23 protein-coding genes are annotated in these 21,545 nt (G+C 71.0%); 7 read left to right on the top strand and 16 right to left on the bottom strand.

The genetic code is table 11. The features are described from left to right. Positions 1-307: 307 nt before the first annotated feature. Both ispF and ispD read right to left on the bottom strand, forming a co-directional pair. Entirely contained in the window at positions 308-784 is a 477-nt protein-coding gene (ispF, locus tag IM787_RS09945) for a 2-C-methyl-D-erythritol 2,4-cyclodiphosphate synthase (protein WP_193676518.1), read from the bottom strand. Next, positions 781-1,479 carry a 2-C-methyl-D-erythritol 4-phosphate cytidylyltransferase gene (ispD, locus tag IM787_RS09940; RefSeq protein WP_227494256.1) on the bottom strand — a complete coding sequence of 233 codons (699 nt, stop codon included), beginning with the start codon at positions 1,477-1,479 and terminating at the stop codon, positions 781-783. The genes ispF and ispD overlap by 4 nt, the downstream gene beginning before the upstream one ends. A 125-nt stretch (positions 1,480-1,604) precedes the next feature. On the opposite strand from ispD, the gene mfd reads away from it, so the two are divergent. The 3 genes from mfd (at position 1,605) to serB (ending at position 6,557) form a co-directional block, all read left to right on the top strand. Beyond that, positions 1,605-5,051, top strand: coding sequence for a transcription-repair coupling factor (gene mfd, locus IM787_RS09935; protein ID WP_193676516.1), 3,447 nt, complete (start codon positions 1,605-1,607; stop codon positions 5,049-5,051). Between the two features lie 430 nt (positions 5,052-5,481). Continuing rightward, a complete protein-coding gene (locus IM787_RS09930) occupies positions 5,482-5,817 on the top strand; it encodes a TfoX/Sxy family protein (RefSeq protein WP_193676515.1) in 336 nt (111 codons plus the stop codon). A gap of 17 nt (positions 5,818-5,834) precedes the next feature. Next, on the top strand, positions 5,835-6,557 hold the full coding sequence (serB, locus tag IM787_RS09925; RefSeq protein ID WP_193676514.1) for a phosphoserine phosphatase SerB: 723 nt from the start codon (positions 5,835-5,837) through the stop codon (positions 6,555-6,557). Here the strand turns inward: serB and IM787_RS09920 are convergent. Together IM787_RS09920 and IM787_RS09915 are read right to left on the bottom strand one after the other, a co-directional pair. After that, positions 6,554-9,328: a sensor histidine kinase gene (locus tag IM787_RS09920; protein ID WP_193676513.1), complete on the bottom strand. Its 2,775-nt coding sequence runs from the start codon at positions 9,326-9,328 to the stop codon at positions 6,554-6,556. The genes serB and IM787_RS09920 overlap by 4 nt on opposite strands. A 17-nt stretch (positions 9,329-9,345) precedes the next feature. Beyond that, positions 9,346-10,611: an MFS transporter gene (locus IM787_RS09915; RefSeq protein ID WP_193676512.1), complete on the bottom strand. Its 1,266-nt coding sequence runs from the start codon at positions 10,609-10,611 to the stop codon at positions 9,346-9,348. A gap of 130 nt (positions 10,612-10,741) precedes the next feature. Here IM787_RS09915 and IM787_RS09910 point away from each other — a divergent pair, with 130 nt between their 5' ends. After that, positions 10,742-11,371 carry a CDP-alcohol phosphatidyltransferase family protein gene (locus IM787_RS09910; RefSeq protein ID WP_193676511.1) on the top strand — a complete coding sequence of 210 codons (630 nt, stop codon included), beginning with the start codon at positions 10,742-10,744 and terminating at the stop codon, positions 11,369-11,371. Here IM787_RS09910 and IM787_RS09905 read toward each other — a convergent pair whose 3' ends face one another. From IM787_RS09905 to IM787_RS09895, 3 genes are read right to left on the bottom strand one after another with little or no spacing between them, the layout of a single operon-like run. Then, positions 11,372-11,629 carry a DUF5985 family protein gene (locus IM787_RS09905; RefSeq protein ID WP_193676510.1) on the bottom strand — a complete coding sequence of 86 codons (258 nt, stop codon included), beginning with the start codon at positions 11,627-11,629 and terminating at the stop codon, positions 11,372-11,374. A gap of 2 nt (positions 11,630-11,631) precedes the next feature. Further along, a complete protein-coding gene (locus IM787_RS09900) occupies positions 11,632-11,892 on the bottom strand; it encodes a DUF5985 family protein (protein ID WP_193676509.1) in 261 nt (86 codons plus the stop codon). A gap of 10 nt (positions 11,893-11,902) precedes the next feature. After that, positions 11,903-12,283 (bottom strand): hypothetical protein, encoded by a 381-nt coding sequence (locus tag IM787_RS09895; protein ID WP_193676508.1) that lies wholly within the window; start codon positions 12,281-12,283, stop codon positions 11,903-11,905. A gap of 84 nt (positions 12,284-12,367) precedes the next feature. On the opposite strand from IM787_RS09895, the gene thpR reads away from it, so the two are divergent. Further along, positions 12,368-12,883, top strand: a complete 516-nt coding sequence (gene thpR / locus IM787_RS09890) for an RNA 2',3'-cyclic phosphodiesterase (RefSeq protein WP_193676507.1) — start codon at positions 12,368-12,370, stop codon at positions 12,881-12,883. Here the strand turns inward: thpR and IM787_RS09885 are convergent. The 5 genes from IM787_RS09885 to IM787_RS09865 form a co-directional block, all read right to left on the bottom strand. After that, positions 12,868-13,188 carry a hypothetical protein gene (locus IM787_RS09885; RefSeq protein ID WP_193676506.1) on the bottom strand — a complete coding sequence of 107 codons (321 nt, stop codon included), beginning with the start codon at positions 13,186-13,188 and terminating at the stop codon, positions 12,868-12,870. The two genes, thpR and IM787_RS09885, sit on opposite strands and share 16 nt — an antisense overlap. A 75-nt stretch (positions 13,189-13,263) precedes the next feature. After that, a complete protein-coding gene (locus IM787_RS09880; protein WP_193676505.1) occupies positions 13,264-14,448 on the bottom strand; it encodes a DUF4382 domain-containing protein in 1,185 nt (394 codons plus the stop codon). A 159-nt stretch (positions 14,449-14,607) separates the two neighbouring features. Next, complete coding sequence (locus IM787_RS09875; protein WP_193676504.1) at positions 14,608-15,291, bottom strand: hypothetical protein; 684 nt, start codon at positions 15,289-15,291, stop codon at positions 14,608-14,610. 14 nt (positions 15,292-15,305) lie between these two features. After that, complete coding sequence (locus IM787_RS09870) at positions 15,306-15,920, bottom strand: FHA domain-containing protein (protein WP_193676503.1); 615 nt, start codon at positions 15,918-15,920, stop codon at positions 15,306-15,308. 36 nt (positions 15,921-15,956) lie between these two features. Further along, positions 15,957-16,439 carry a DUF2721 domain-containing protein gene (locus IM787_RS09865; protein WP_193676502.1) on the bottom strand — a complete coding sequence of 161 codons (483 nt, stop codon included), beginning with the start codon at positions 16,437-16,439 and terminating at the stop codon, positions 15,957-15,959. A 109-nt stretch (positions 16,440-16,548) separates the two neighbouring features. Between IM787_RS09865 and IM787_RS09860 the strand changes: the two genes are divergently transcribed. Continuing rightward, entirely contained in the window at positions 16,549-16,986 is a 438-nt protein-coding gene (locus tag IM787_RS09860) for a universal stress protein (RefSeq protein ID WP_193676501.1), read from the top strand. A gap of 4 nt (positions 16,987-16,990) precedes the next feature. Here the strand turns inward: IM787_RS09860 and IM787_RS09855 are convergent, their stop codons facing one another. After that, positions 16,991-17,893, bottom strand: a complete 903-nt coding sequence (locus tag IM787_RS09855) for a hypothetical protein (RefSeq protein ID WP_193676500.1) — start codon at positions 17,891-17,893, stop codon at positions 16,991-16,993. A gap of 63 nt (positions 17,894-17,956) precedes the next feature. Here IM787_RS09855 and IM787_RS09850 point away from each other — a divergent pair, with 63 nt between their 5' ends. Further along, positions 17,957-19,183 carry a YbfB/YjiJ family MFS transporter gene (locus tag IM787_RS09850; RefSeq protein WP_193676499.1) on the top strand — a complete coding sequence of 409 codons (1,227 nt, stop codon included), beginning with the start codon at positions 17,957-17,959 and terminating at the stop codon, positions 19,181-19,183. On the opposite strand, the gene IM787_RS21760 is transcribed toward IM787_RS09850, so the two are convergent. The 3 genes from IM787_RS21760 to IM787_RS09835 are packed head-to-tail and all read right to left on the bottom strand — an operon-like array spanning position 19,180 to position 21,478. Next, the gene (locus IM787_RS21760) at positions 19,180-19,944 is read right to left on the bottom strand and encodes a M23 family metallopeptidase (protein ID WP_354004390.1); all 765 of its coding nucleotides are present in this window, start codon (positions 19,942-19,944) and stop codon (positions 19,180-19,182) included. The two genes, IM787_RS09850 and IM787_RS21760, sit on opposite strands and share 4 nt — an antisense overlap. Next, positions 19,941-20,411, bottom strand: a complete 471-nt coding sequence (locus tag IM787_RS09840) for a hypothetical protein (RefSeq protein WP_193676498.1) — start codon at positions 20,409-20,411, stop codon at positions 19,941-19,943. Before IM787_RS09840 ends, IM787_RS21760 begins: the two co-directional genes overlap by 4 nt. Beyond that, positions 20,408-21,478 carry a L,D-transpeptidase family protein gene (locus IM787_RS09835; RefSeq protein ID WP_193676497.1) on the bottom strand — a complete coding sequence of 357 codons (1,071 nt, stop codon included), beginning with the start codon at positions 21,476-21,478 and terminating at the stop codon, positions 20,408-20,410. The genes IM787_RS09840 and IM787_RS09835 overlap by 4 nt, the downstream gene beginning before the upstream one ends. Positions 21,479-21,545: the final 67 nt, after the last annotated feature.

The following is a 21,545-nucleotide window of genomic DNA, read 5'->3' as shown; positions in this document are numbered from 1 at the left end:
CATGAAGGGGCCTCAGCTGGAAGGCTGTTCCCGGCGGCGAAGCAGGTCTACGAGAGCGCGTAGCGCGTATCGAGAGCTGCGACCGTGCACTGATTTCCGGGCATTTGCTTGAACGGAGAGTTTGCCGCGCGCGGCAAACTCGCAGTGAGTTTGGCCGGATCGCCGCCGGGAACAGCCTTCCAGCGCACCCGGAGCGCAGCGCAGGGCGAGGCACCAGCGGGACTGCACCGCGCACCGCCTGGCGCGACGCACCCCGGATGCGGGAGCCCTGGATCCCCGTCTGCGCGGGGATGTCGGCTATGGAAACTCACCCCGCCAGCAGCACCACCGCCCGCGCCTCGATGCTCTGCCCCATTCCGACGGGGCCCAGCTTCTCCGCCGTCTTCGCCTTCACGTTCACCTGCCCGGGCTGCAGGTCCAGCGCCTGCGCGATGCGCGTGCGCATGGCCTCGATGTGCGGCGCGAGCTTCGGCGCCTGCGCCACGATGGTGCTGTCGATGTTGACGAGGGTCCAGCCGGCCTCGCGCGCGCGCCTCACCGCCTCGGCCAGCAGCACCACCGAATCGGCGCCGCGGAAGCGCTCGTCGGTGTCGGGGAAATGCCGCCCGATGTCCCCCAGCCCCGCCGCGCCCAGCACCGCATCGGTGATGGCGTGCAGCAAGGCATCGGCATCCGAATGCCCGAGCAGCCCGCGTTCGTAGGGGATCTCCACCCCGCCCAGCACCAGCCGCCGGCCCGGCACGAGGGCGTGCGTGTCCCAGCCTTCGCCGATGCGCAGATTCATCGCGCGCGCCCGCGCAGCACGGCCTCGGCCATCACGAAATCTTCCGGATACGTCACCTTGAAGTTCTGCCCGCCTGCCTCGACGAGCTTCGGCTTCAGGCCCATCGCTTCGATGGCGCTGGATTCGTCGGTCACCTGGTCGCCGGCCGCTTCGAGCGCCTGGCGCAGCATGCCCAGGCGAAACATCTGCGGCGTCTGCGCCTGCCACTTGTCGCCGCGCGCGATGGTGCCGACCACGCGGCCCTGCTCTTCGATCTTCAGCGTGTCGGCCAGCGGATGGGCCAGCAGGCCCCCCACCTCGTCACCGCTGCACGCGTCGATGAGCCGGTCGACGAGCTCCGGCGTGATGAGGCAGCGCGCGGCATCGTGCACCAGCACCCAGTCGTGGTCCACCGCACCGGCCCGCCGCAGCTCGCGCAGGCCGTTGGCCACGCTGCCGGCGCGCGTGCTCCCGCCGCAGGGCACCACGAGGGCCGAGGTCGTGGGGTTGCGTTCGAAGAAGCCGTCGCCGGGGGCCACCACCACCAGCGTGCGCGCGATGCGTTTCACGCCGGCGAAGGCCGACAGCGTGTGCCACACCATCGGCTGGCCGCCGACGCGTTCGTATTGCTTGGGGCCCGCCGTGCCGGCGCGGCTGCCGTTGCCCGCGCAGGGGATCAGCGCGAAATACCGGGCGGGGGTTGCGGTCGTGTTCATGTCCGTCCCTTTCATTCTATGCACCCTACTACAATCGCAGAGACCCGCTCCGGTGTGAGCGAGTTCTACACCCCCTCGTTCGCGACGCGGGGGTGTTTTGCATTTCCCGCCCGCCCTCCCCCTCGATGGAACTACCGAAGCTTTCCCCCGGACGCCGCATGGCCCTGCCGCGGCCGCCCGGCTCTGCCGATGCGCTGCTGCTCGCCCGCCTGGCGCAGCGGGAGCTGCGCGACGGCCGCCTCGCGGCGATCGTCACCGCCGACGCCAACGACGCGCAACGCCTGCTCGACGAGCTTGCCTTCTTCGCGCCCGAACTGCGCTGCGCGCTGTTCCCGGACTGGGAGACGCTGCCCTACGACACCTTCTCGCCGCACCAGGACCTGATCAGCGAGCGGCTGGCCACGCTGTGGCGCATCCTGCAGCGCGAAGCCGACGTGATCCTGCTGCCCGCCAGCACGGCCTTGTACCGCGTGGCGCCGCCCGCTTTCCTGGCGGGCTACACCTTCCACTTCCGCCAGGGACAGAAGCTCGACGAAGCCAAGCTGAAGGCGCAGCTCACGCTGGCCGGCTACAACCACGTGACACAGGTCGTCAGCCCCGGCGAGTACGCCGTGCGCGGCGGCCTCATCGACCTGTTCCCCATGGGCTCGCCGGTGCCCTACCGCGTGGACCTGTTCGACGACGAAGTCGATTCCATCCGCACCTTCGACCCCGACTCGCAGCGCAGCCTGTACCCGGTGCCCGAGGTGCGGCTGCTGCCCGGGCGCGAGTTCCCGATGGACGAGGACGCCCGCGCGCGCTTTCGCAGCCGCTGGCGCGAATTGCTGGAAGGCGACCCGACGCGCAGCCGCATCTACAAGGACATGGGCAACGGCGTCGCCACCGCCGGCATCGAGTACTACCTGCCGCTGTTCTTCGAGGAGACGGCGACGGTGTTCGACTACCTCGGCGGCCAGGCTTCGGTGGTGCTCCACGGTGACCTGGAGCCGGCCTTCCAGCGCTTCTGGCAGGACACGCGCGACCGCTACCGGCTGGTGCAGGGTGACCCGGAGCGGCCGGTGCTGCCGCCCGAGGCGCTGTTCCTGAGCGCGGAGCAGTTCTACACGCGCGCCAACGAGCATCCGCAGCTCGCCCTGCGCAGCAACGCGCAGGACGTCGAGGACAGCGCGGTGTTCCAGAAGCTGCCGGACCTGTCCGTCGTGCGCGGGGCCGAGGAACCGCTGGCCCGCTTCAAGGAGCACGCGCAGCGTTCGCCGAACCAGGTGCTGGTGCTCGCCGAAAGTGCCGGCCGGCGCGAGAGCCTGCTGGACTTCCTTCGCGCCAGCCACCTCACGCTGCCCGCCTTCGACTCGCTGGCCGAATTCATGGCCAGCGACGAGAAGCTGGGCATCGCCACGGCGGCGGTCGCCAGCGGATTCGCGTGGGTCGAGGAGGCGATCGACCTCGTCACCGAAACCGAACTCTTCGCCAGCGCCCCGACGGCGCGCCGGCGCAAGAAGCAGGAACAGGTCAGCGACGTCGAGGCCCTGATCAAGGACCTGTCCGAGCTGAACGTCGGCGACCCGGTGGTGCACGCGCAGCATGGCATCGGCCGCTACAAGGGCCTGGTCAGCATGGACGTGGGCCAGGGCAGCACCGAGTTCCTGCACCTCGAATACGCGGACAAGGCCACGCTCTACGTGCCCGTGAGCCAGCTGCACCTGATCAGCCGCTACACGGGCGTGGCGGCCGACGAGGCGCCGCTGCACAAGCTGGGCTCCGGCCAGTGGGAAAAGGCGCGGCGCAAGGCGGCCGAACAGGTGCGCGACACCGCGGCCGAACTGCTGAACCTGTATGCGCGCCGCGCCGCGCGCCAGGGCCACGCCTTCCGCTTCGCGGCTTCCGACTACGAGCAGTTCGCCAACGACTTCGGCTTCGAGGAAACGGCGGACCAGAACGCGGCGATCCACGCGGTGATCCAGGACATGGTGTCGCCCCAGCCCATGGACCGCCTGGTCTGCGGCGACGTGGGCTTCGGCAAGACGGAGGTGGCGCTGCGCGCGGCCTTCGTCGCCGTCACCGGCGGCAAGCAGGTCGCCTTCCTGGCGCCGACCACGCTGCTGGCCGAGCAGCACTACCAGACCCTGGTGGACCGCTTCTCCAAGTGGCCGGTGAAGATCGCCGAGATGAGCCGCTTCCGCTCCACCAAGGAGATCAACGCCGCGCTCAAGGGCCTGGAGGACGGCAGCATCGACATCGTGGTGGGCACGCACAAGCTGCTGGCGCAGTCGACCAAGTTCAAGAACCTGGGCCTGCTGATCATCGACGAGGAGCATCGCTTCGGCGTGCGCCACAAGGAGGCCGTCAAGGCGATGCGCGCCGAGGTCGACGTGCTGACGCTGACGGCCACGCCGATCCCGCGCACGCTGGGCATGGCGCTGGAGGGATTGCGCGACCTCTCGGTGATCGCCACCGCGCCGCAGCGACGCCTGGCGATCAAGACCTTCGTGCGCAACGAGGGCAACGGCGTGATCCGCGAGGCGGTGCTGCGCGAGCTCAAGCGCGGCGGCCAGGTCTACTTCCTGCACAACGAGGTCGAGACCATCCAGAACCGGCGCGAGGCGCTGGAGCGGCTGCTTCCCGAGGCACGCATCGCCGTCGCCCACGGCCAGATGCCGGAGCGCGAGCTTGAACGGGTGATGCGCGAGTTCGTGCAGCAGCGCTTCAACGTGCTGCTGTGCTCCACCATCATCGAGACCGGCATCGACGTGCCGACGGCCAACACCATCGTGATCGCGCGGGCCGACAAGTTCGGCCTGGCGCAGCTGCACCAGCTGCGCGGCCGGGTCGGCCGCAGCCACCACCAGGCCTATGCCTACCTGATGGTGCCCGACATCGAGAGCCTGACCAAGCAGGCGGCCCAGCGCCTGGAAGCGATCCAGCAGATGGAGGAACTCGGCTCCGGTTTCTACCTGGCCATGCACGACCTGGAGATCCGCGGCGCCGGCGAGGTCCTGGGCGAGAACCAGAGCGGCAACATGCTGGAGGTCGGCTTCCAGCTGTACAACGAGATGCTGGCGGAGGCCGTGCGCTCGCTGAAGGCCGGCAAGGAGCCCGACCTGCTGGCGCCGCTGCAGGTCACCACCGAGATCAACCTGCACGCGCCGGCCCTGCTGCCGGACGACTATTGCGGCGACGTGCACCTGCGGCTTTCGTTCTACAAGAAGCTCGCGACCGCCAAGACGGTCGACCAGATCGACACGCTGCTGGAGGAGATCGTCGACCGCTTCGGCAAGCTGCCGCCGCAGGGCCAGACGCTGATCGACGTGCACCGCCTGCGGGTGCTGGCGCGGCCCTACGGCGTGGTGAAAGTCGACGCCGCGCCGACGGTCATCCACATCACCTTCAAGCCCAACCCGCCGATCGAGCCGCTGGCCATCATCCACCTGGTGCAGAAGAACAGGCACATCAAGCTGGCCGGCAACGACAAGCTGCGCATCGAGAAGTCGCTGGTGGAGGTGAAGGAGCGCGCGCAGATGGTGCGGGACGTGCTCAAGTCGCTGGGACAGCCGAAGGTGGTGGAGACGGCCTGAACTCCGTCATTCCCGCGGAGGCGGGGATCCAGGGCGCCCGTGTTGGAGGTCGGGGTCCGTCGCGCCAGGCGGCGGGCGGTGCCGGCCCGCAGTCAGGGGCCTCGGCTGGAAGGCTGTTCCCGGCGGCGAAGCAGTGCTACGAGAGCGCGTAGCGCGGATCGAGCGCTGCGACTGTGCACATTTTTCCGGCACTTTGATTGAACGGAGAGTTTGCCGCACGCGGCAAACTCGCAGTGAGTTGTGCCGGATCGCCGCCGGGGACAGCCTTCCAGCGCACCCGGAACGAGCGACAGCGAAGTGCAGGGCGAGGCACCGCGGGACGGTACCGCCCGCCGCCTGCCGCGACGCACCCCGAACGCGGGAGCCCTGGATTCCCGCCTGCGCGGGAATGACGGGAGGTGCGGGAATGGCGGGTGGGTAGACTCTCGCCATGCCCCCAAAGGACGCCTTCGCCAGCTACTGCGCCGAGCTCCTCTCCGCGCTCGGGCCGGTGCGCGTCAGGCGCATGTTCGGCGGCCACGGCATCTACGTGGACGACCTCTTCATCGCCATCGTCGTCGGCGAGACGCTGTACCTCAAGGCGGACGACCAGAGCCTGCCGCGCTTCGAGGCCGCCGGCTGCCAGCCCTTCTCGTTCACCGCCAAGGGCCGGACGATGACCACGCACTACCGCGCCGCACCGGTGGACGCCATGGATTCGCCGGCGCTGATGCGGCCCTGGGCCACCCTCGCCATCGAAGCCGCCCTGCGCGCCCGCGCGCGTTGAACTGCGACAATCCGGGCATGCCCGCTTCCGAATTCGCTCCCGGCCTGGCCATCCAGGGCTTCACCCCGCCCCTGTCGCTGAAGGACTTCCAGCTCATCGCCTTCGACATGGACTCCACGCTGATCAACATCGAGTGCGTGGACGAGATCGCCGACGCGGTCGGCATGAAGGAGCAGGTGGCCGCCATCACCGAAGCTGCGATGCGCGGCGAGATCCCCGACTACAAGGAGAGCCTGCGCCGTCGCGTGGCGCTGCTCGAGGGCGTGACCGTCGCCGACATGGAACGGGTCTACACCGAACGTCTGCAGCTCAACCCGGGTGCCGAGGCGCTGGTGCAGGCCTGCAAGGCCGCGGGCCTGAAGACCCTGCTGGTCTCCGGCGGTTTCACCTTCTTCACCGATCGCATCCGCGACCGGCTGGGCATCGACTACACCCGCTCGAACGTGCTGGAGGTCCGCTCCGGCCCGAACTGCGGCGAACTCACCGGCCGCATGGTCGACCAGCCCTGGGGCGACATCTGCGACGGCGCCGAGAAACGCAAGATGCTGCTGGAGACCTGCGCGCAACTGGGCATCTCCCCCAAGCAGGCCATCGCGGTCGGCGACGGCGCCAACGACCTGCCGATGATGGGCGAGGCCGGCCTGTCGGTCGCCTACCACGCCAAGCCGAAGGTGCGCGAGCAGGCGATGGTCGCCATCCACCGCGGCGGCCTCGACCGCCTGCTCGAACTCTTTGCCTAGCCGGCCGCTTCCGCCTGCGCGCCGCGGGTGCGCACGGGCAGGTAGCCCGGCAGGCGCACGGTGAAGGTGGTGCCCTCGCCCAATGCGCTCTCCACGGCGATCGTCCCGCCGTGCATGTCCACCGCGTTCTTCACGATCGCCAGCCCGAGCCCCGTGCCCTGGATGTCGCCCACGTTGCTGGCGCGGTGGAAGGACTCGAACAGGTGGTCCACCTCGCCCGGCGGGATGCCGATGCCGCTGTCGCGCACGCGGAACACCGTGTCGTCCTGCTCGCGCCGCACCTCGAAGCGCACGTCCCCGCCCGCGGGCGAGTACTTGATCGCGTTGGACAGCAGGTTCACGAAGATGTGGCGCAGCAGCTTCTCGTCGTAGAGCGCCGGCGCCAGGTCGGGTGCGACGTCGCACACCACCCGGCTGGCGCCTTCCGGGTGCTGCAGCCCGGCCTCGTCCACGATCTGCGGGCACAGCACGCGCAGGTCGACGCGGCCCGGCTTGAACTCCAGCATCTGCGCATCGGCCCGTCCGAGCAGCAGCACGCGATCGAGCATCCGTGACATGCGCTGCACGCCGGCCGCGATCCCGTCCAGCGTCTCCAGCCGCTCCTGCGTGGGCAGCCGGTCGCCGTAGTGGCGCAGCACTTCCTCGGCGGACAGGATCGCCGCCAGCGGCGTGCGGAACTCGTGCGAGGTCATGGCGACGAAGCGCGAGCGCAGCTCGTTGAGCTGCCGCTGCTGCTCCAGCGCGTCGCGCATGCGCGCTTCCGACTGCTTGCGGCGGGTGATGTCCAGGAAGGTCCAGATCACGCCGGCGTCCGGGTCGTGCGGCCGCACGCAGCTGCCGGCCATCTCCACCCAGAACAGCTCGCCGTTGCGCCGGCGCAGCTGCATCTCGCAGGTGTAGGCATCGGTCGCGATCAACGCCGCGCGTGCCTCCACGCCGAAACGCTGCCAGCTCTCCGTGTCGGGATGCAGGTAGTCCGAGCCCTGCCCGATCAGCACCTGCCGCGGGTAGCCGAGCATCTGCGCGAACTTCTCGTTGACCCACTCATGCGTGCGCTTGACCGACAGCACGATGCCCACCACCGCGTTGTTCAGGATGGCCTCACGCTCGGACATCGTGCGCTGCAGCTGCACCTCCAGTTCCTTGCGGCGCGTGATGTCCATGATCACCCACACGGTGCCCTGGGCCAGGTCGGTGGGGCTGACGGCCTTGCCCGAGAGGTGGATCCAGATGCGGCTGCCGTCGGCTCGCTGCACCTCCAGCTCGCGCTCGTAGACCTCCCCCTTGGCCACCGCCGCCGCCACCTGGGCGCCCACGGCCAGGTACTCCTCGCGCGAGAGGTAGAACGGCTCCATCGACGTCGGCCGGTCGGCGCCGAAGATCTCCTTCATCGCGCGGTTCGCCCAGCGCAGGCGGCCCTGTGCGGTGAGGAAGCAGATGCCGACGATGGAGTTCTCCAGGATGATCTCCCGCTCCTCCAGCACCGTCTTCAGGCGGCGCTGCGACTCGGACAGTGCCTCCACCATCGCGTGCTCCGCGGCCAGCCGCAGCTGCGACTGCTCCTTGAAGCGGCGCGCCACGTTGATGCGGTCGGCCAGGGCGAACGACAGCAGGATCATCTCCAGCCCCGAGCCGATCAGCAGCGCATTGGACGTGAAGGCGTTGGAAGGCAGGACGCCCGTGTTGTGCAGGAACAGGGTGAACACGCCCACCAGCAACACCGTCCAGGCCGCGAGGTAGTGCTTCGCGCCGCCGTGCCCGCGGCGCAGGGCCTGCACCCCGGACACGACCAGCGCCAGCACGCTGACGGGGGCCCACACGGTGACGAGCCAGGTGGACACCACATAGGGCAGCGCCACGGCGGTGACGAAGGTGAGCGCCCAGAGCACGGCCAGCGTGAGCAGCACGCGGTCCATCACGCGCATCGCGTGCACGCTGTCCAGGAAGCGCCGCGCGAACAGCAGCCCGAAGGTCGCGGCCAGGCACATGCCCGCGGGCGGCGACACGCTGTTCCACCAGACCTGTTCCGGCCAGAGGTACTGGTAGCCCAGCCCGGTGAGCGCGGCCTGCGCCACCGCCATGCCGCCGACGAACATCACGTAGATCAGGTACGCCGGGTCGCGCACCGACAGGAACAGCAGCAGGTTGTAGAGGCCCAGCCCGAACAGCAGCCCGAAGTAGAGGCTCAGGAGTGCATAGCTTCCCTGGTCGCTCTGCCACAGGGCCTGCGGACGCCACAGCCGCACCGGGGCGGTGATCGTGCCCTGGCTGGTGAGGCGCAGGTACACCGTGGACTCGCCCGGCGGCAGGGACACCGGCACCACGTGGTTGCGGTGCACGACGGGCCGCGCCATGAACGGCTGCAGGTCGCCCGCCACCTGCCGCTGCCAGGTGCCTTGTGCGTTGCGCGTGAACACCTGCAGCCGGTCCAGCGGCGGGTAGGCCAGTTCCAGCAGCCAGGCCGGGTCGCTCCCCGGTGGCGACCACAGGTCGACGCGCAGCCACACGGCGGATTGGGTCAGTCCGAAATTCGCCGCGGGTCCGCTGCTGCGCACGGGGCGGAAGCGCGCCTGCTGCTCCGCGGCCAGGACGTCCTCGAGGTCCAGCCCCCGGGTGTCGTCCTCCAGCACCTGCAGGAAGGGCGCCAGGTTGTAGCGGTCGCCCTCCCCCAGCGTCAGCGGCTCTGCCTGGACCCAGGCGCACGCGAGCAGCAGCGCGCCGGCGAGGATGCGGGCGAGCCAGGCAGGGGAGTAACGGATGAGCTCGCGCATCGCGCTGGGACTCTACCTCAAGCCGCCGCGCGCCTTCCGGGGGCGGGCCAGCCGCGGATCAACCCCATGGCGGTGGCACGCCAGAGCAGGAAGCCGACGACCGACAGGTTCAGGAGGTTCCACGCGATGCCGTTCAGGAAGGCCGCATGGTAGGAGCCCGTGAGGTCGAACACGGCGCCCGACATCCAGCCGCCCAGCGCCATCCCGAGCAGCGTCGCCATCAGCACCGTGCCGACCCGCGCGCCGGCCTCCTCGGCGGGGAAGTACTCCCGCACGATCAGCGCGTAGGCGGGGACGATGCCGCCCTGGAACAGCCCGAACATGCCGGAGACGAGGTACAGCGACATGAGTCCGTCCGAGGGCAGGAACATCAGCAGCGCGATGCCCTGCAGCAGCGATCCGAGCAGCAGGGTGCGCAGTCCGCCGATGCGGTCGGAGATCCAGCCGGACACCAGCCGGCTCACGACGCCCAACCCGAGCATCAGCGACAGCATCTCCGCGCCGCGCGCCGCCCCGAAACCGAGGTCGCTGCAGTACGCCACGATGTGGACCTGCGGCATCGACATGGCGACGCAGCAGGACACGCCGGCCAGGCACAGGAGCCCGAGCAGCACGTGGGGGTGCAGGCCCAGCGGCCGCGGCGAGGCGGTCGCGGAAGCCGCCGCCGTGGTGGGCACCGGCTGCGCCGGGGGCCTGCGTCGCAGGAAAAGGGCCAGCGGCACCATGCTCGCGATGCAGAAGACGCCCATGCCGATGTACGTCTGCCGCCAGCCCACCGTGTCGATGAAGGACTGCATCACCGGCGGCCAGGCGGCGCCGGCGGTGTAGTTGCCGCTCATGCAGATCGCCAGCGCGATGCCGCGGCGGCGGTCGAACCAGCGCGAGGTGTCGGCCACCAGCGGCGCGAAGCTGGCCGACGTGCCGAGCAGGCCGATGAAGAGGCCCTGCGCCACGTAGAACAGCGCCAGCCCCGGCGCCAGTCCCGCCACGATGTAGCCGGCGCCGAGCCCCGCGGCGCCCAGCATCACCACGGCCATGACGCCGAAGCGGTCGGCCAGCCGCCCCATCAGGATCCCGCCCACGCCGAAGCCGATCATCGTCAGCGTGTACGCCAGCGAAGCCGCGCCGCGGTCGATCGCGAAGTCCTGCTGGATGCGCGGCAGGATCACGCTGATGGCGTACATGCCGGAGCCGCCGATCGTCATCAGCAGCAGCGACATGGCCAGCCGCGCCCAGGCGTAGGGGGATTCGATCGCCTCGCGGTCCGCTGCTGCCATGCTCATCCCTTATTGGAAACCAGATTCCGCCGGCCGTCACGGCGTCGGCATGCGACTACAAGCCGCGCTGCCCGCAGACGACGGGCGCGCGGCTGGCTCGTGCTTAAGGTGCGGGCTGAACCAAGGACCACGCCCCATGGAACGCACTGCCGCGCCGCGCCACTTCTCCATGGTCAGGGAATTCCACCTGGCCGACTTCTTCACCCTGGGCAATGCCGCCTGCGGGGTGGGCGCGATCCTGCTGGCGATGCTGTACCTGGCCTCCGGCGAGCGCGCGCATTTCCTGTGGTCGGCGGCCCTCGCGCCCCTGGCCTTCTTCTTCGACGTGCTCGACGGCCGCATCGCGCGGGCGCGGCACCAGCACTCGGCCCTGGGCCGCGAGCTCGATTCGCTCTCGGACGTGATCTCGTTCGGCGTGGCTCCCGCGGCGCTGGGCTTCGCGGCCGGCATGCAGGGCGGCTGGGACGCGGCGGCGCTGATCTACTTCGTGTGCTGCGGCGTCAGCCGGCTCGCGCGCTTCAACGTCACCGCGGAACAGCTCGCCGGCGATTCGGGCAAGGTGGCCTACTTCGAAGGCACGCCGATCCCGACCAGCGTCGTTCTGACCGGCATTCTGGCGTGGGCGGCGTGGCAGGGCGACATCGGTGCGCGCCTGTGGGGCGGCGTCGTGGACCTCGGGCCGTGGGACCTGCACCCGCTGTCGCTGGTGTACGTCCTCTCTGGCAGCCTGATGATCAGCAAGACGCTGCGGATCCCGAAGTTCTGATCACTTGCCCGGGCGGTTCTTCTGCCAGATGGCCAGCAGGATCAGCCCGTAGGCGACCACGCGCAGGCCGTAGAACGCCGGGTTGTCCTCGCCGGCACCGGCGATGGTGCCGAGCGCGACACGGTTGCCCGATTCGATCCAGAACGAGAGCGCGAACCAGAGGAAGAAGCGGTCCCGCGTGTGGCGCCAGAAGCGGAAGAAGAACAGGCCGGCGACCAGCCAGCCGACCGCGATGGCGCCCGTCAGCATCTGCTCCATGCTCAGTCCTCCTCCCAGACCAGGCCGAAGACCAGCAGCAGCACCGCCGCCAGCGCCCAGAGCAGCCGCCACGTCCCGAGGTCGACCTGCGTCGGCAGCACGACGCGGTCGACCACCAGCAGCACGTTGTTCACGCTCAGGGCCGCGAAGCACAGCGCCGACCAGAACAGCAGCCGCGCGCCGCTCGCGCGCCAGCTGCGCCACAGCAGCACCAGGCACGTGATCGACGTGAGCGCGCAGAGGGAATAGATGAGCGCCGCCATGTGTTGCCTGTCACTCCTTGCGAAAACGGAAGGCGTCGGCGAACTGCTGCGCGCGCCGGTCGATGCGGGAATGGATGAGGTCGGTGACCGCCACGAGGTCGGACGCATACGCCTGCGCGACGCGGTCCAGCAGCTCCCCCAGCTCGGCCGAAGGAGCATAGCGCACGGAACTGGTGTCGCCCACGGGCTGCGCGATGCTGCTGGACTTCAGCAGGCCGATCAGCTCGACGCCATTGCGCTCGGGGACGTACAGGCGCCGCGCGAGCTGTGCGGCGTCCCACGCCCGGGCCGGCTCGGCGCGCAGCAGCAGCACCGCCTCGAGGTACGGCACCGACGGCACGCTGGTGAGGATGAACCGGCGAACGTCTGCCGGCAGCTCGGGAAGGGTCATTGTTCTGGGGCGTGACTGTAGCGCCTTCACGCGCCATCCTCTGCTCATCCGCAGATCGGATGCCGGTCCGCGCAGAATCGGCGGATGCCGGACGCCGCATCGCAACGCCTCTTCCTCGCGCTCTGGCCGGACGCCGCGCAGCGTGAGGGGCTGGAGCGGCACGCCGGCGCCTGGACCTGGACCGAGGCTGCGCGCCGGACGCGGCCGGAGCGCCTGCACGTGACGCTGCACTTCCTCGGCACGGTCTCTGCGGCGACGGTCACCGCCTTGCGGTCGGGACTGGACGTTCGGTGGGAAGGCTGCGAACTGCTGCTGGACCGGCCGACCGTGTGGCCGCCAGGCATCGCGGTGCTGGAGGCCTCGCAAGTCCCGCCGGCCCTCGCCGCGTTCCATGCGCGGCTGGGCGCGCAACTCCAGGCCTTGCAGGTTCCCGTGGAGACGCGGCGCTACCGCCCGCACGTCACGCTGGCACGCAAGGGTTTCGGGTCCACGCCGCCACCCGGCTTCCAGCCCCTGGCCTGGCAGGCCGGACCGGGCTATGCGCTGGTGCGCAGCCTGCCCGGCGGGCAGGGCTACGCCACGCTTCAGGCCTTCGGCTGAGCCGCCGAGCGGCGCGCCGCGTCGATCGCGGCGCGGGCCGCGAGTTCGGCGTTCAAGGCGGGCTCCAGCGGGGAGCGGCACAGGCCGGCATGCTGGTACTGCAGGTTCTCGTAGAGCTCCGCGGTGGCGGGCGAGGCCTCGAGCACCGCTTCCAGCGCCGCGTCATGGGGCACGGAGCGCAGCACCTGCGCCAGGTGTTCCACCACGCCGCGGTACTGCAGCGGGTCGACCGCGACGTCGCTGCGGTCCAGGCGCTCGAGCATGCGTGCGAGCATGACGAGGTTCTTGGAGACGGTGGTGTTCATGCAGCACAGGTGGGGCGCCGCACGCGCTTTTGCAAGCCCCTGGCGGCGGCGCACGCCGCCGCCGCCGGCCCTGCATCAGTAGGTGAAGTTCGCCGTCGCGTCGGCGCCGGTCACGTCGACGGCCGCCTGCTTCGGCGTGCGTCCCACCGGCTGCGCCTCCAGCGCGTACTTGCCCGCCGCCGCGGCGTCGGCCGTGAACGTCAGCGCGCCGGTCGCATACGGCGCGCGCAGCGGCGCCCCCTCGGGCAGCCGCAGGCTGTAGGTCGCCAGTTCGCCGTCGACCTGCCGGCTGGCGATCTCGACGGTGGTGCCTGCCACCGCCTGGCGCGCCACCACGGTGGTGTCGACCAGGGGGGCCGTTCCGGCCAGGACGCTGCCGGACACGGTGCGCATCGTCGACGCCGGCGGCAGGATCGGGCTGCCCGGGCTCGCCAGCGTCGTCACCGGCTGCCCGGCGGTCGCGCCGACGGGCACGCCCGTGACGACGTTGGTCGCGCGGCCCTCGGAGGTGATCACCACCGTGTACGTGCCCGTCGGCAGGAAGGCCAGGATGAACTTGCCGCCGGCATCGGGAACCGTCGAACGCAGCACGGTGCCGTCCTTCTGGGCCGTCACCGTGGTGCTTCCCAACGTGAGGCTGGTACTGACGTAGCCCTGGATGCCGGTCGCGACACGGGGCGAGACGGAAACCACCGGCTTGAGGAGGTAGCCCCCCGAGTTGCCGGCGGTGACGACCGACTTGCAGGCGTCGAAGTCGGCGACCAGGTCCGTGGTCTGGTTCTCCTCCACCGTGAAGTGGGCCTGCAGCTTCAGGCCGCTTTGCTGTGCGCTGGGCGTCTTCAGCGGCACCAGCGCGCCGCCGACGGGCTGCACGGCATTGGCCAGCGGGTTCGAGCCCGTGTTGGCCGCCAGCACCACGCGCACCTGCGAATAGGTGCCGGCGGGGAGCTGCGTGCTCCCGAGCTCCTCGAGGATGCCGTTCGTGAGGCCCAGCAGGTCGATGCGCTTCGCCAGCGACACGACGATCTCGCTCCAGCCGACCGTTCCCTCGCCGCTCGCATCGGCGTTGCGGTGCACGCGGACCTTCTCCACGGTGACGTAGACATGCTCGTAGCAGCTCGGCGCGTCCGTGAGGGCCATTCGCAAGGTGCCTTGCGCGGCGGGATCCCCGCCCCCGCCGCCGCAAGCGGCCAGCAACCCCGCCGCCGCGAGTGCGGCTCCCCAGCCCCAGCGCCCGGTGCTCCCAATCCTTCTCAGCATCGCTCTTCCTTCGTGTGGTTGACGAGAGGACGCATGCTCGCGGCAGCCGCGCCGCGGCCGGGCTCTTTACGTAACGGGCGGATGGGCCGGGCGTTCCCGCGTTGCAGAGCCTCGCCCTTGTTGCAGCCCGAAACGGCACCTTCACGTGCCGGATACGCCTCAGCGCGGCTTGGGCGGATTGGAATCGTGGAAGGGCCGGGTCGGTTCGAACTCCGGCAGGCCGCCGGTGGACGGGCCGGCCTCCGGCTGGGCAGGGCGCGGCCGTCCGGCCGCATCCGCCAGCGCCGCGTCGCGGATGGCGAACAGCGCCTGCAGGTCGCGCTGCACGTCGTCGTCGGACTTCGGCGGCTCGCTGTCCATGTCCAGGGCCGCGCCGGCCGGGTGCGGTTCCGCCGCCAGCGGTGCCGGGCCGCCCTGGGCCCAGGTGTGCGGGTCCGGCATCGCCGCGGCATCGAAGCCCTGGAACTCCCAGCCCAGGCTCAGGAGCCAGTCGCGGGCGCGCGGCTCGTAGCGCGCCAGTTCGCGCTCGAAGCTGTCCTGGAACGCGAACACGTAGGTGATGAGGCGGTCGTGGGCCTTGCGCACCACGAAGTTCACGTGCAGGCCGCTGCGGCCGTTGCGGGTGACCGCCGAGAGGATCCGGCATTCGACCCAGTCGCTCGGCACGCCGTGCTTGCGCATCGTGTCGCGCAGCACCACCTGCACCAGCTCGCGCCGCGTCGCGTTGCGCGAGACGTGCGGATCGTCGGAATCGGGCTCGCTCTCGTGGAACTGCGTGCTCGCGCCCGTGCCGGTTGCGTCGCGCTCCTTGCCGTTGCCGAAAATCCGGTCGATCAGTCCCATCCGGTCATTGTGCTTCATCCGCCCAGGTGGAAGCGCATCTGCGTGCCCGCCAGGTCGAGGACGTCACGGTCGGACAACATCAGGGGCTCTTCGCCGATCGGCTTGTCGTTCAGCAGCGGCCGGGTCTCACCCCCCAGATGGGTGACGAAGTAGGCGCCCCGGCGCTGGGCCACGGAGACGACCGACACCCCCGGCTTGCCGAAGGTGGTGACCGCCTTGACGACCGGGACTTCCAGGCCGGCCGAGGTGCCGGTCAGAACCGCGAAGCTGGCGTGCAGAGGCTGCAGCTCGGAGGTGTGGAACGAGGTGGTGCCGAAGAAGGTGCTCGGCTCCTCGCTGGCCTGCAGGAACTTGATGCGGTACGGCCCGATCGCGATCACGTCGCCGTCGTTCAGGTGCGTGCGCTCCTTGACCATGCGGTCGTTGACGTAGGTGCCGTTGGTGCTGCCCAGGTCCACCAGGAAGACGTCGGCGACGCCCACCAGGTCGAAGGCGCAGTGCTGGCCGCTGACCACCATGGTGTCCAGCACGATGTCGTTCTCCGGCTTGCGCCCGAGGGTCGTGCGGTCCTTCTTCAGGTGCACGTGCCTGACCTCGACTCCCTTGACGGTCGCTATGAGCTGCGGCATCCCGGCCTCCTTGCCGCACCGCGCGGCCGGCCCATGCTATCCCCGCGGCCGGCCGGGTTCAAGCGGACCGGCCCCCGGTCGCACCCGGAATTCCAGCACCCGGGTCGCCAGGAAGGTCTCGGCCAGGAAGCACAGGAGCGCCGCCAGGAAGCAGGCCACGCCCAGCAGGAAGCTGGTGATCGCCCAGCGGCTGATCTGCATGGCCCCCGTCTCGCCGACGAAGATCACGATGATGGTCAGCCCGATCAGCAGCCCGCACAGCGTGAGCAGCGCGATGCAGCCGTTGGCGAGCATGCCCCGCACCCGCAGCTGCCGCAGCTCGTGCCCGGCGCGGGCGAGCCACTCGGCGTCCGTGCTGTCGCGCGAACGGTCCTCCACGAGCCGCGCGCGGTCGATGATGCGGGCCAGGCGCCCCGCCACCGCCCCGATCATCCCCGTCACGGCGGTGAGCAGGAATACGGGTGCCACCGACAGCTGGATGCCGTGGGTGATGGTGGTCGAATCGATCGGGAAGGCCATGCGGCGGATTATCGGGCGGCGCCGCGCAGGCTCCGCGCTTGACGCAAGTCAACCGGCCGGGCGGCGGGCGACTGCACCATCACCGCAGTCCCTTCGAACGAGGTCTGCCATGTTCCGACACATCCTGCTCGCCACCGACGGCTCCGCCGCCTCCGAGCACGCCGCCCAGATCGCCGTGCAGCTGGCCCGCGCCCACGGGGCCAGGCTCACCGCGCTCTACGTGGTGGATCCCTACCCCTACCTGGGCATCGGCGAGGCCAATCCCATGGGCTTCCAGGCCTACATGTCGGCGGCCCTGGAGCACGCCGCGCGGGCGCATGCGAAGGTCGCCGACCTGTGCGCGCAGGCGCCGGAAGTGGACCTGCAGACGCGGCTGGTGGAGAACGTCGGCGCGTCCACCGGCATCGCGCAATCGGCACAGCAGGTCGGCGCCGACCTGGTGGTGGTCGGCTCCCATGGCCGCACCGGCGTCAGCCGGCTGATGCTCGGGAGCGTCGCCGCCAAGGTGGTGGCGGAGTCGGCCGTGCCGGTCCTCGTCGCGCGCTGAAGCGCTAGGCCATCACGCTGGCGCCGGCGGCGCGCAGCCGCCCGAGCAGGTCGTCCCAGCGCTGCGTGTGTTCGGCGTGCAGGCGGCTGCCCTCGGCCAGCACCGGCTGGAACTTCCATCCGCGCACCTGCGCCGCCTCGAACCAGGCGCGGGCGCGCTGCCGCACGATCCAGACCGGCGTGCGCCACGCACCCCAGGGCTCCGCGGTGCGGGCCAGGTCGGGGCTGGACGCGAGCGCGCCTTCGGCATACGTCAGCAGGCCGTACCGCCGCGGCGTCGAAGGCTGGCGCGGGCCGTCGTCGTAGGTCTCGAAGGTGGTCGCATCCTCCAGCGCCGCCGGCAGCAGTTCGCGCGCGACCAGGTGGTGGCCCGCCTCGTGCCCTTGGTTCGTCTTGTGGTTCAGGACCGGGCGCAGGTCGAAGCCGGTCAGCCCGCTCGCGCGCAGGCCTTGCGCCGCCTGCGCACCCAGCACGTATTCGCCGGTCCATTCGTCGACGTGGCTGATGGCCGTGTCCGCCACGGCCTTGCTCAGGTAGATGCGCTGCGGCAGGCGCACCGACCAGCGGCTGGCCGTCGGGTGCAGGCTGTCCTGGTGGTAGGCCGCCATCGTCGCCTTCGAGTCCGCGCGGCTCTGGCCGATGGTGGAGCGGCACACGGCCTCGAAATGCGAGGACGCATCGAGCTCGCCCGGCGTGCACTGCAGGTCGCGCAGGAAGCTCACGGGCTCGCCCTGCGCCAGCTCCAGCAGGCGGGGCAGGACCGGGCCGGACGCATCGAAGAACCGGGGGAACAGGAAGCCCACCGCGGGGTTCGGCTTGGCCCCCAGCGCGCGCGCCAGGGCCTCGTCCGCGGCCAGGCGATGGGCCAGTCCGGGGCTGCACGGTCGCAGCGCAAGCATGATTTTCATGGGGCGTGATGGTAGCCGTGATCGGGATGGGGCTCCCCGGCGCATGCGACACTCCGCGCGCACATGACCTCCAGACCCCTGCGGCCCCTGGCCATCGCCCTGGCCGGCCTCGTCTCCCTCGCCGTCGCCATGGGCATCGGCCGTTTCGCCTTCACGCCCCTGCTGCCGATCATGCTGGCCGAGCGCTCCGTCGACCTCGCCGGCGCGAGCCTGCTGGCCAGCGCGAACTACTTCGGCTACCTGGTGGGCGCCCTCGCCTGTACCTTCCAGCCCTGGATCTGGCGCCGCTTCGGCTGGTCCAGCGGCGTCAACGGTACGCGGCTGGTGCGCGCCGGCCTCACCGCCACCACCCTGCTCACGCTCGGCATGGCGCTGCACCTGCCCGCCGCCTGGGTCCTGCTGCGGTTCGCCGCGGGCGTGGCGAGCGCCGTCGTCTTCCTCTACACCACCGGGTTCTGCCTCGAACAGCTCGCGCGGCGCGGCGTGCCGGCGATGGGCGCGCTGATCTACGTCGGCCCCGGCCTGGGCATCGTGGCCAGCGGTCTGGCCGCCACCGCGCTGGTGCAGGCGCACGCGCCGGCGGCGACGGGCTGGCTCACCTTCGGCGTGCTGGCTGCGCTGCTCACGGCGGCGGTGTGGCGCGTGTTCGACGCACGCCATGCGGTGGCCGCGGCTGCGCCGCCGCCGCAGGCGACCGCGCAGGCCGCCGGGCCGTCCCACGCGGGCAGTGGCGAGATGGCGCTGCTCACGGTGGCCTACGGCCTGGCCGGCATCGGCTACATCATCACCGCGACCTTCCTGCCCGTGATCGCGCGCCAGGCCCTGCCCGGCTCGCCCTGGCTGGACCTGTTCTGGCCGCTGTTCGGCGCGGGGGTCATGCTCGGGGCGATCGGCGCGTCGCGCCTGCCCGCGGGCGGCGACCTGCGGCTGCGGCTGGCGGCCTGCTATGCGATCCAGGCGGTCGGCGTGGCGGCCAGCCTGGTGAGCCCGACGCTCGCCGGCTTCGCCCTCGGCAGCCTGCTGCTCGGCCTGCCGTTCACGGCGATCACCTTCTTCGCGATGCAGGAGGTGCGGCGCGTGCGCCCGCTGCAGGCCACCAGCTTCATGGGCCTGCTCACCGCCTCGTACGGGCTCGGGCAGATCGTCGGGCCGCCGCTGGCCGCCTGGCTGGTCGCGCGCAGCGCGAACGCGGCCGCCGGCTTCGCGGTCTCGCTGTGGATCGCGACCGGTCTGCTGGTGCTGGGCGCGGCGCTGTACGTGCTGATCGCCCGCCGCCACCCAGCGCGCTAGCGGCTCGCCACCTGCGGTGCCGCCGGCGCCGCGCGGCTGAGGGCCGGGTACGGGTTCACCGCCTCGCCTTCCCACCACTTGGGCGGCTGCGGCAGGCGGAACACGGCGAAGTGCAGGTGCGGCGCCGCCGGGTTGGCATTGCCGGTGCTGCCCACGTAGCCGATCACGTCGCCGCGCTTGACCTCCAGGCCTTCGCGCACGCCCGGCGCATAGCGGTCCAGGTGCGCGTAGTAGTAAGTGAGCTTCGCCTCGCGGTCGTACTGGTAGATCGTGAGGCCGCCGGCGCGGCTGTTGAACAGCTTCTCGATGCGCCCGTCGTCCACCGCGACGACCGGCGTCCCCGTGGGCGCCATGATGTCGATGGCTTCGTGCACCCGCTGGCCGCGCGCGAGTTCGTAGTGGTCGGACAGCGAGGCCGGCGCGATGCCAGCCACCGGCACGAGCAGCGCGCGTTGCGCCAGCAGGCGCGCCCCTTCGGCGTCGCCCACGTTCTTCACCTGCGGCAGCGGCGCCGGTCCCGCGCCGCTGACGGAGGTCGGCGGCGCCGCGGCCACGGGCGGCGCGTCCTGCGCAGCCGGGACCGCTGCCGTCGCCGGAGCGGCTGTCTGGGGCGCCGCGGTCGGGGCGCTGCCATGCAGCGGCGCGTTCTCCGGCAGCGTGACGCGTGGCGGCGTGACCGTGGTGCGCACCGGCTCGTCGCTGCAGCCCGCCAGGGCCGCCGCGGCCAGGACCACGAGCACGGGACGCCGCCACCCGGTCACTTGGCGCCTTCCTTGCCCGCCGCGGGCTTCGCCTGCGCCGCGCCGCCTACGGGCGTGCCGCTGCTGGTGACGAAGGTGCCCATCTCGGTCGCCGCCGCCACGCCTTGCAGCGTCGCCGGCGCGGCGGGGGCGGGCGCGGCACCCATGGTCGCGCTCCCCATCGGGATCGGGTCGGGCAGGGCCGCGGCCTGCGGGTCGCTGCCGGGCGCCGTTGCCTGCGCGGCCGCGGGAGCCTGGGCATCCAGCGGTTCCGTGGGCTGCTGCGCGGGCAAGGCCGGCGCGTTTTCCGCCGCGGGTGCGGGCGTGGCGGGTGCGGCCGCGACCGATTCGGCGGCCGGCTGCGCCGCGGCGGGCGCGGGAGACGCGGCCGGGGACTGCGCGGTGGGCGCGTCGGTCACGCGGACGTCGCAGGCCTGCAGCGCGAGCACCGCGCAGGCGGCGAGGACGGAAGTGGCGACGCGGTTCATGCCTGCACCTCCACCCGCACGCCGGGCTCCGTGATCGTCGACAGCCGCAGCACATCCCAGTTGGTCAGGCGCACGCAGCCGTTGGTCTCCACCTTGGCCATCTGCGACGGCTCCGAGGTGCCGTGGATGCCCCAATGTTCCTTGGTCAGGCCCAGCCACATGATGCCGACCGGGCTGTTCGGGCCCTTGGGCAGCTTCAGCTTCTGGTCGGCCTTCGGGTTGCGCAGCAGCGCGGGGTTGTAGCTGTAGTCGGGGAACTTGACCTCGCTCACCGTCTTCAGTTCGCCCAGCGGAAGCGGGTCCTGCGAGCTGCCGATGCTCACCGGCACCGCGCCCATGACCTTGTCGCCCTCGCCGATGATGTAGAGCATCTTGTCGGACTTGTCGATGCGCAGCACCGTCGCCGTCGCCAGCGTGGCGGCGCGGCCCACGTCCGGCACCACGATGGCCTGCCCGGGCTGCAGGTCACGGCCCTGGTTGAGGGCGGCCAGCAGCTTGGGGCTCATGTGGAACCGCTCGCCGATCGCCTCGCCCATGTTCTGGTAGCCCAGGGTCGGCAGCTGCGACTGCTGCACCGGGTCGTCGGCGGCGATCGTCACGAACGGGCCGTTCACGTCCTCCTGCGTCAGCTGGTAGGTGGCGAACACCGGCGCCTGTCCCTGCGACAGCGCGCCCCAGGTCGCCTCGTCCACGGTGCCCGTCACCGGCAGGCCGCGCGCCTGCTGGAAGGCGGACAGCGCACGCTTCATGTTGCTGCCGAAGGAGCCGTCGATCTCGCCCACCGAGAACCAGTTGCGGTCCAGCATGACCTGCGCGCGGATCACGGCCGGCCCCTTGTCGCCCTGCTTCAGCACCGGCATCGTGGTGTCGGTGTTCAGCTGCATCGCGTGCTCGGTGGCATCCAGCGGGAAAGGCGTGGGCACCACGGCGGCCGGCCGGGCCGCGGCCTTCTTCTGCGTGGCGGTGCTCCTGGCCTTTTCCTGGGCCATCAGGGCCGGCGGGACCGCCGCGATGCCCAGGGGCACCGCGAGCAGCAGGGCCCGCAGGACGAATCGGTTCTTGTGCATGGCAAGGCTCCGTGTGGCGATGCCTTACCGTAGCGCTGTGCGCGGCGCGTCCCTGTAGTCGGCCGGC

The organism is Ramlibacter pallidus (assembly GCF_015070875.1).
Classification (GTDB): domain Bacteria; phylum Pseudomonadota; class Gammaproteobacteria; order Burkholderiales; family Burkholderiaceae_C; genus Ramlibacter; species Ramlibacter pallidus.
This window is presented reverse-complemented; position numbering and strand designations above follow the sequence as displayed.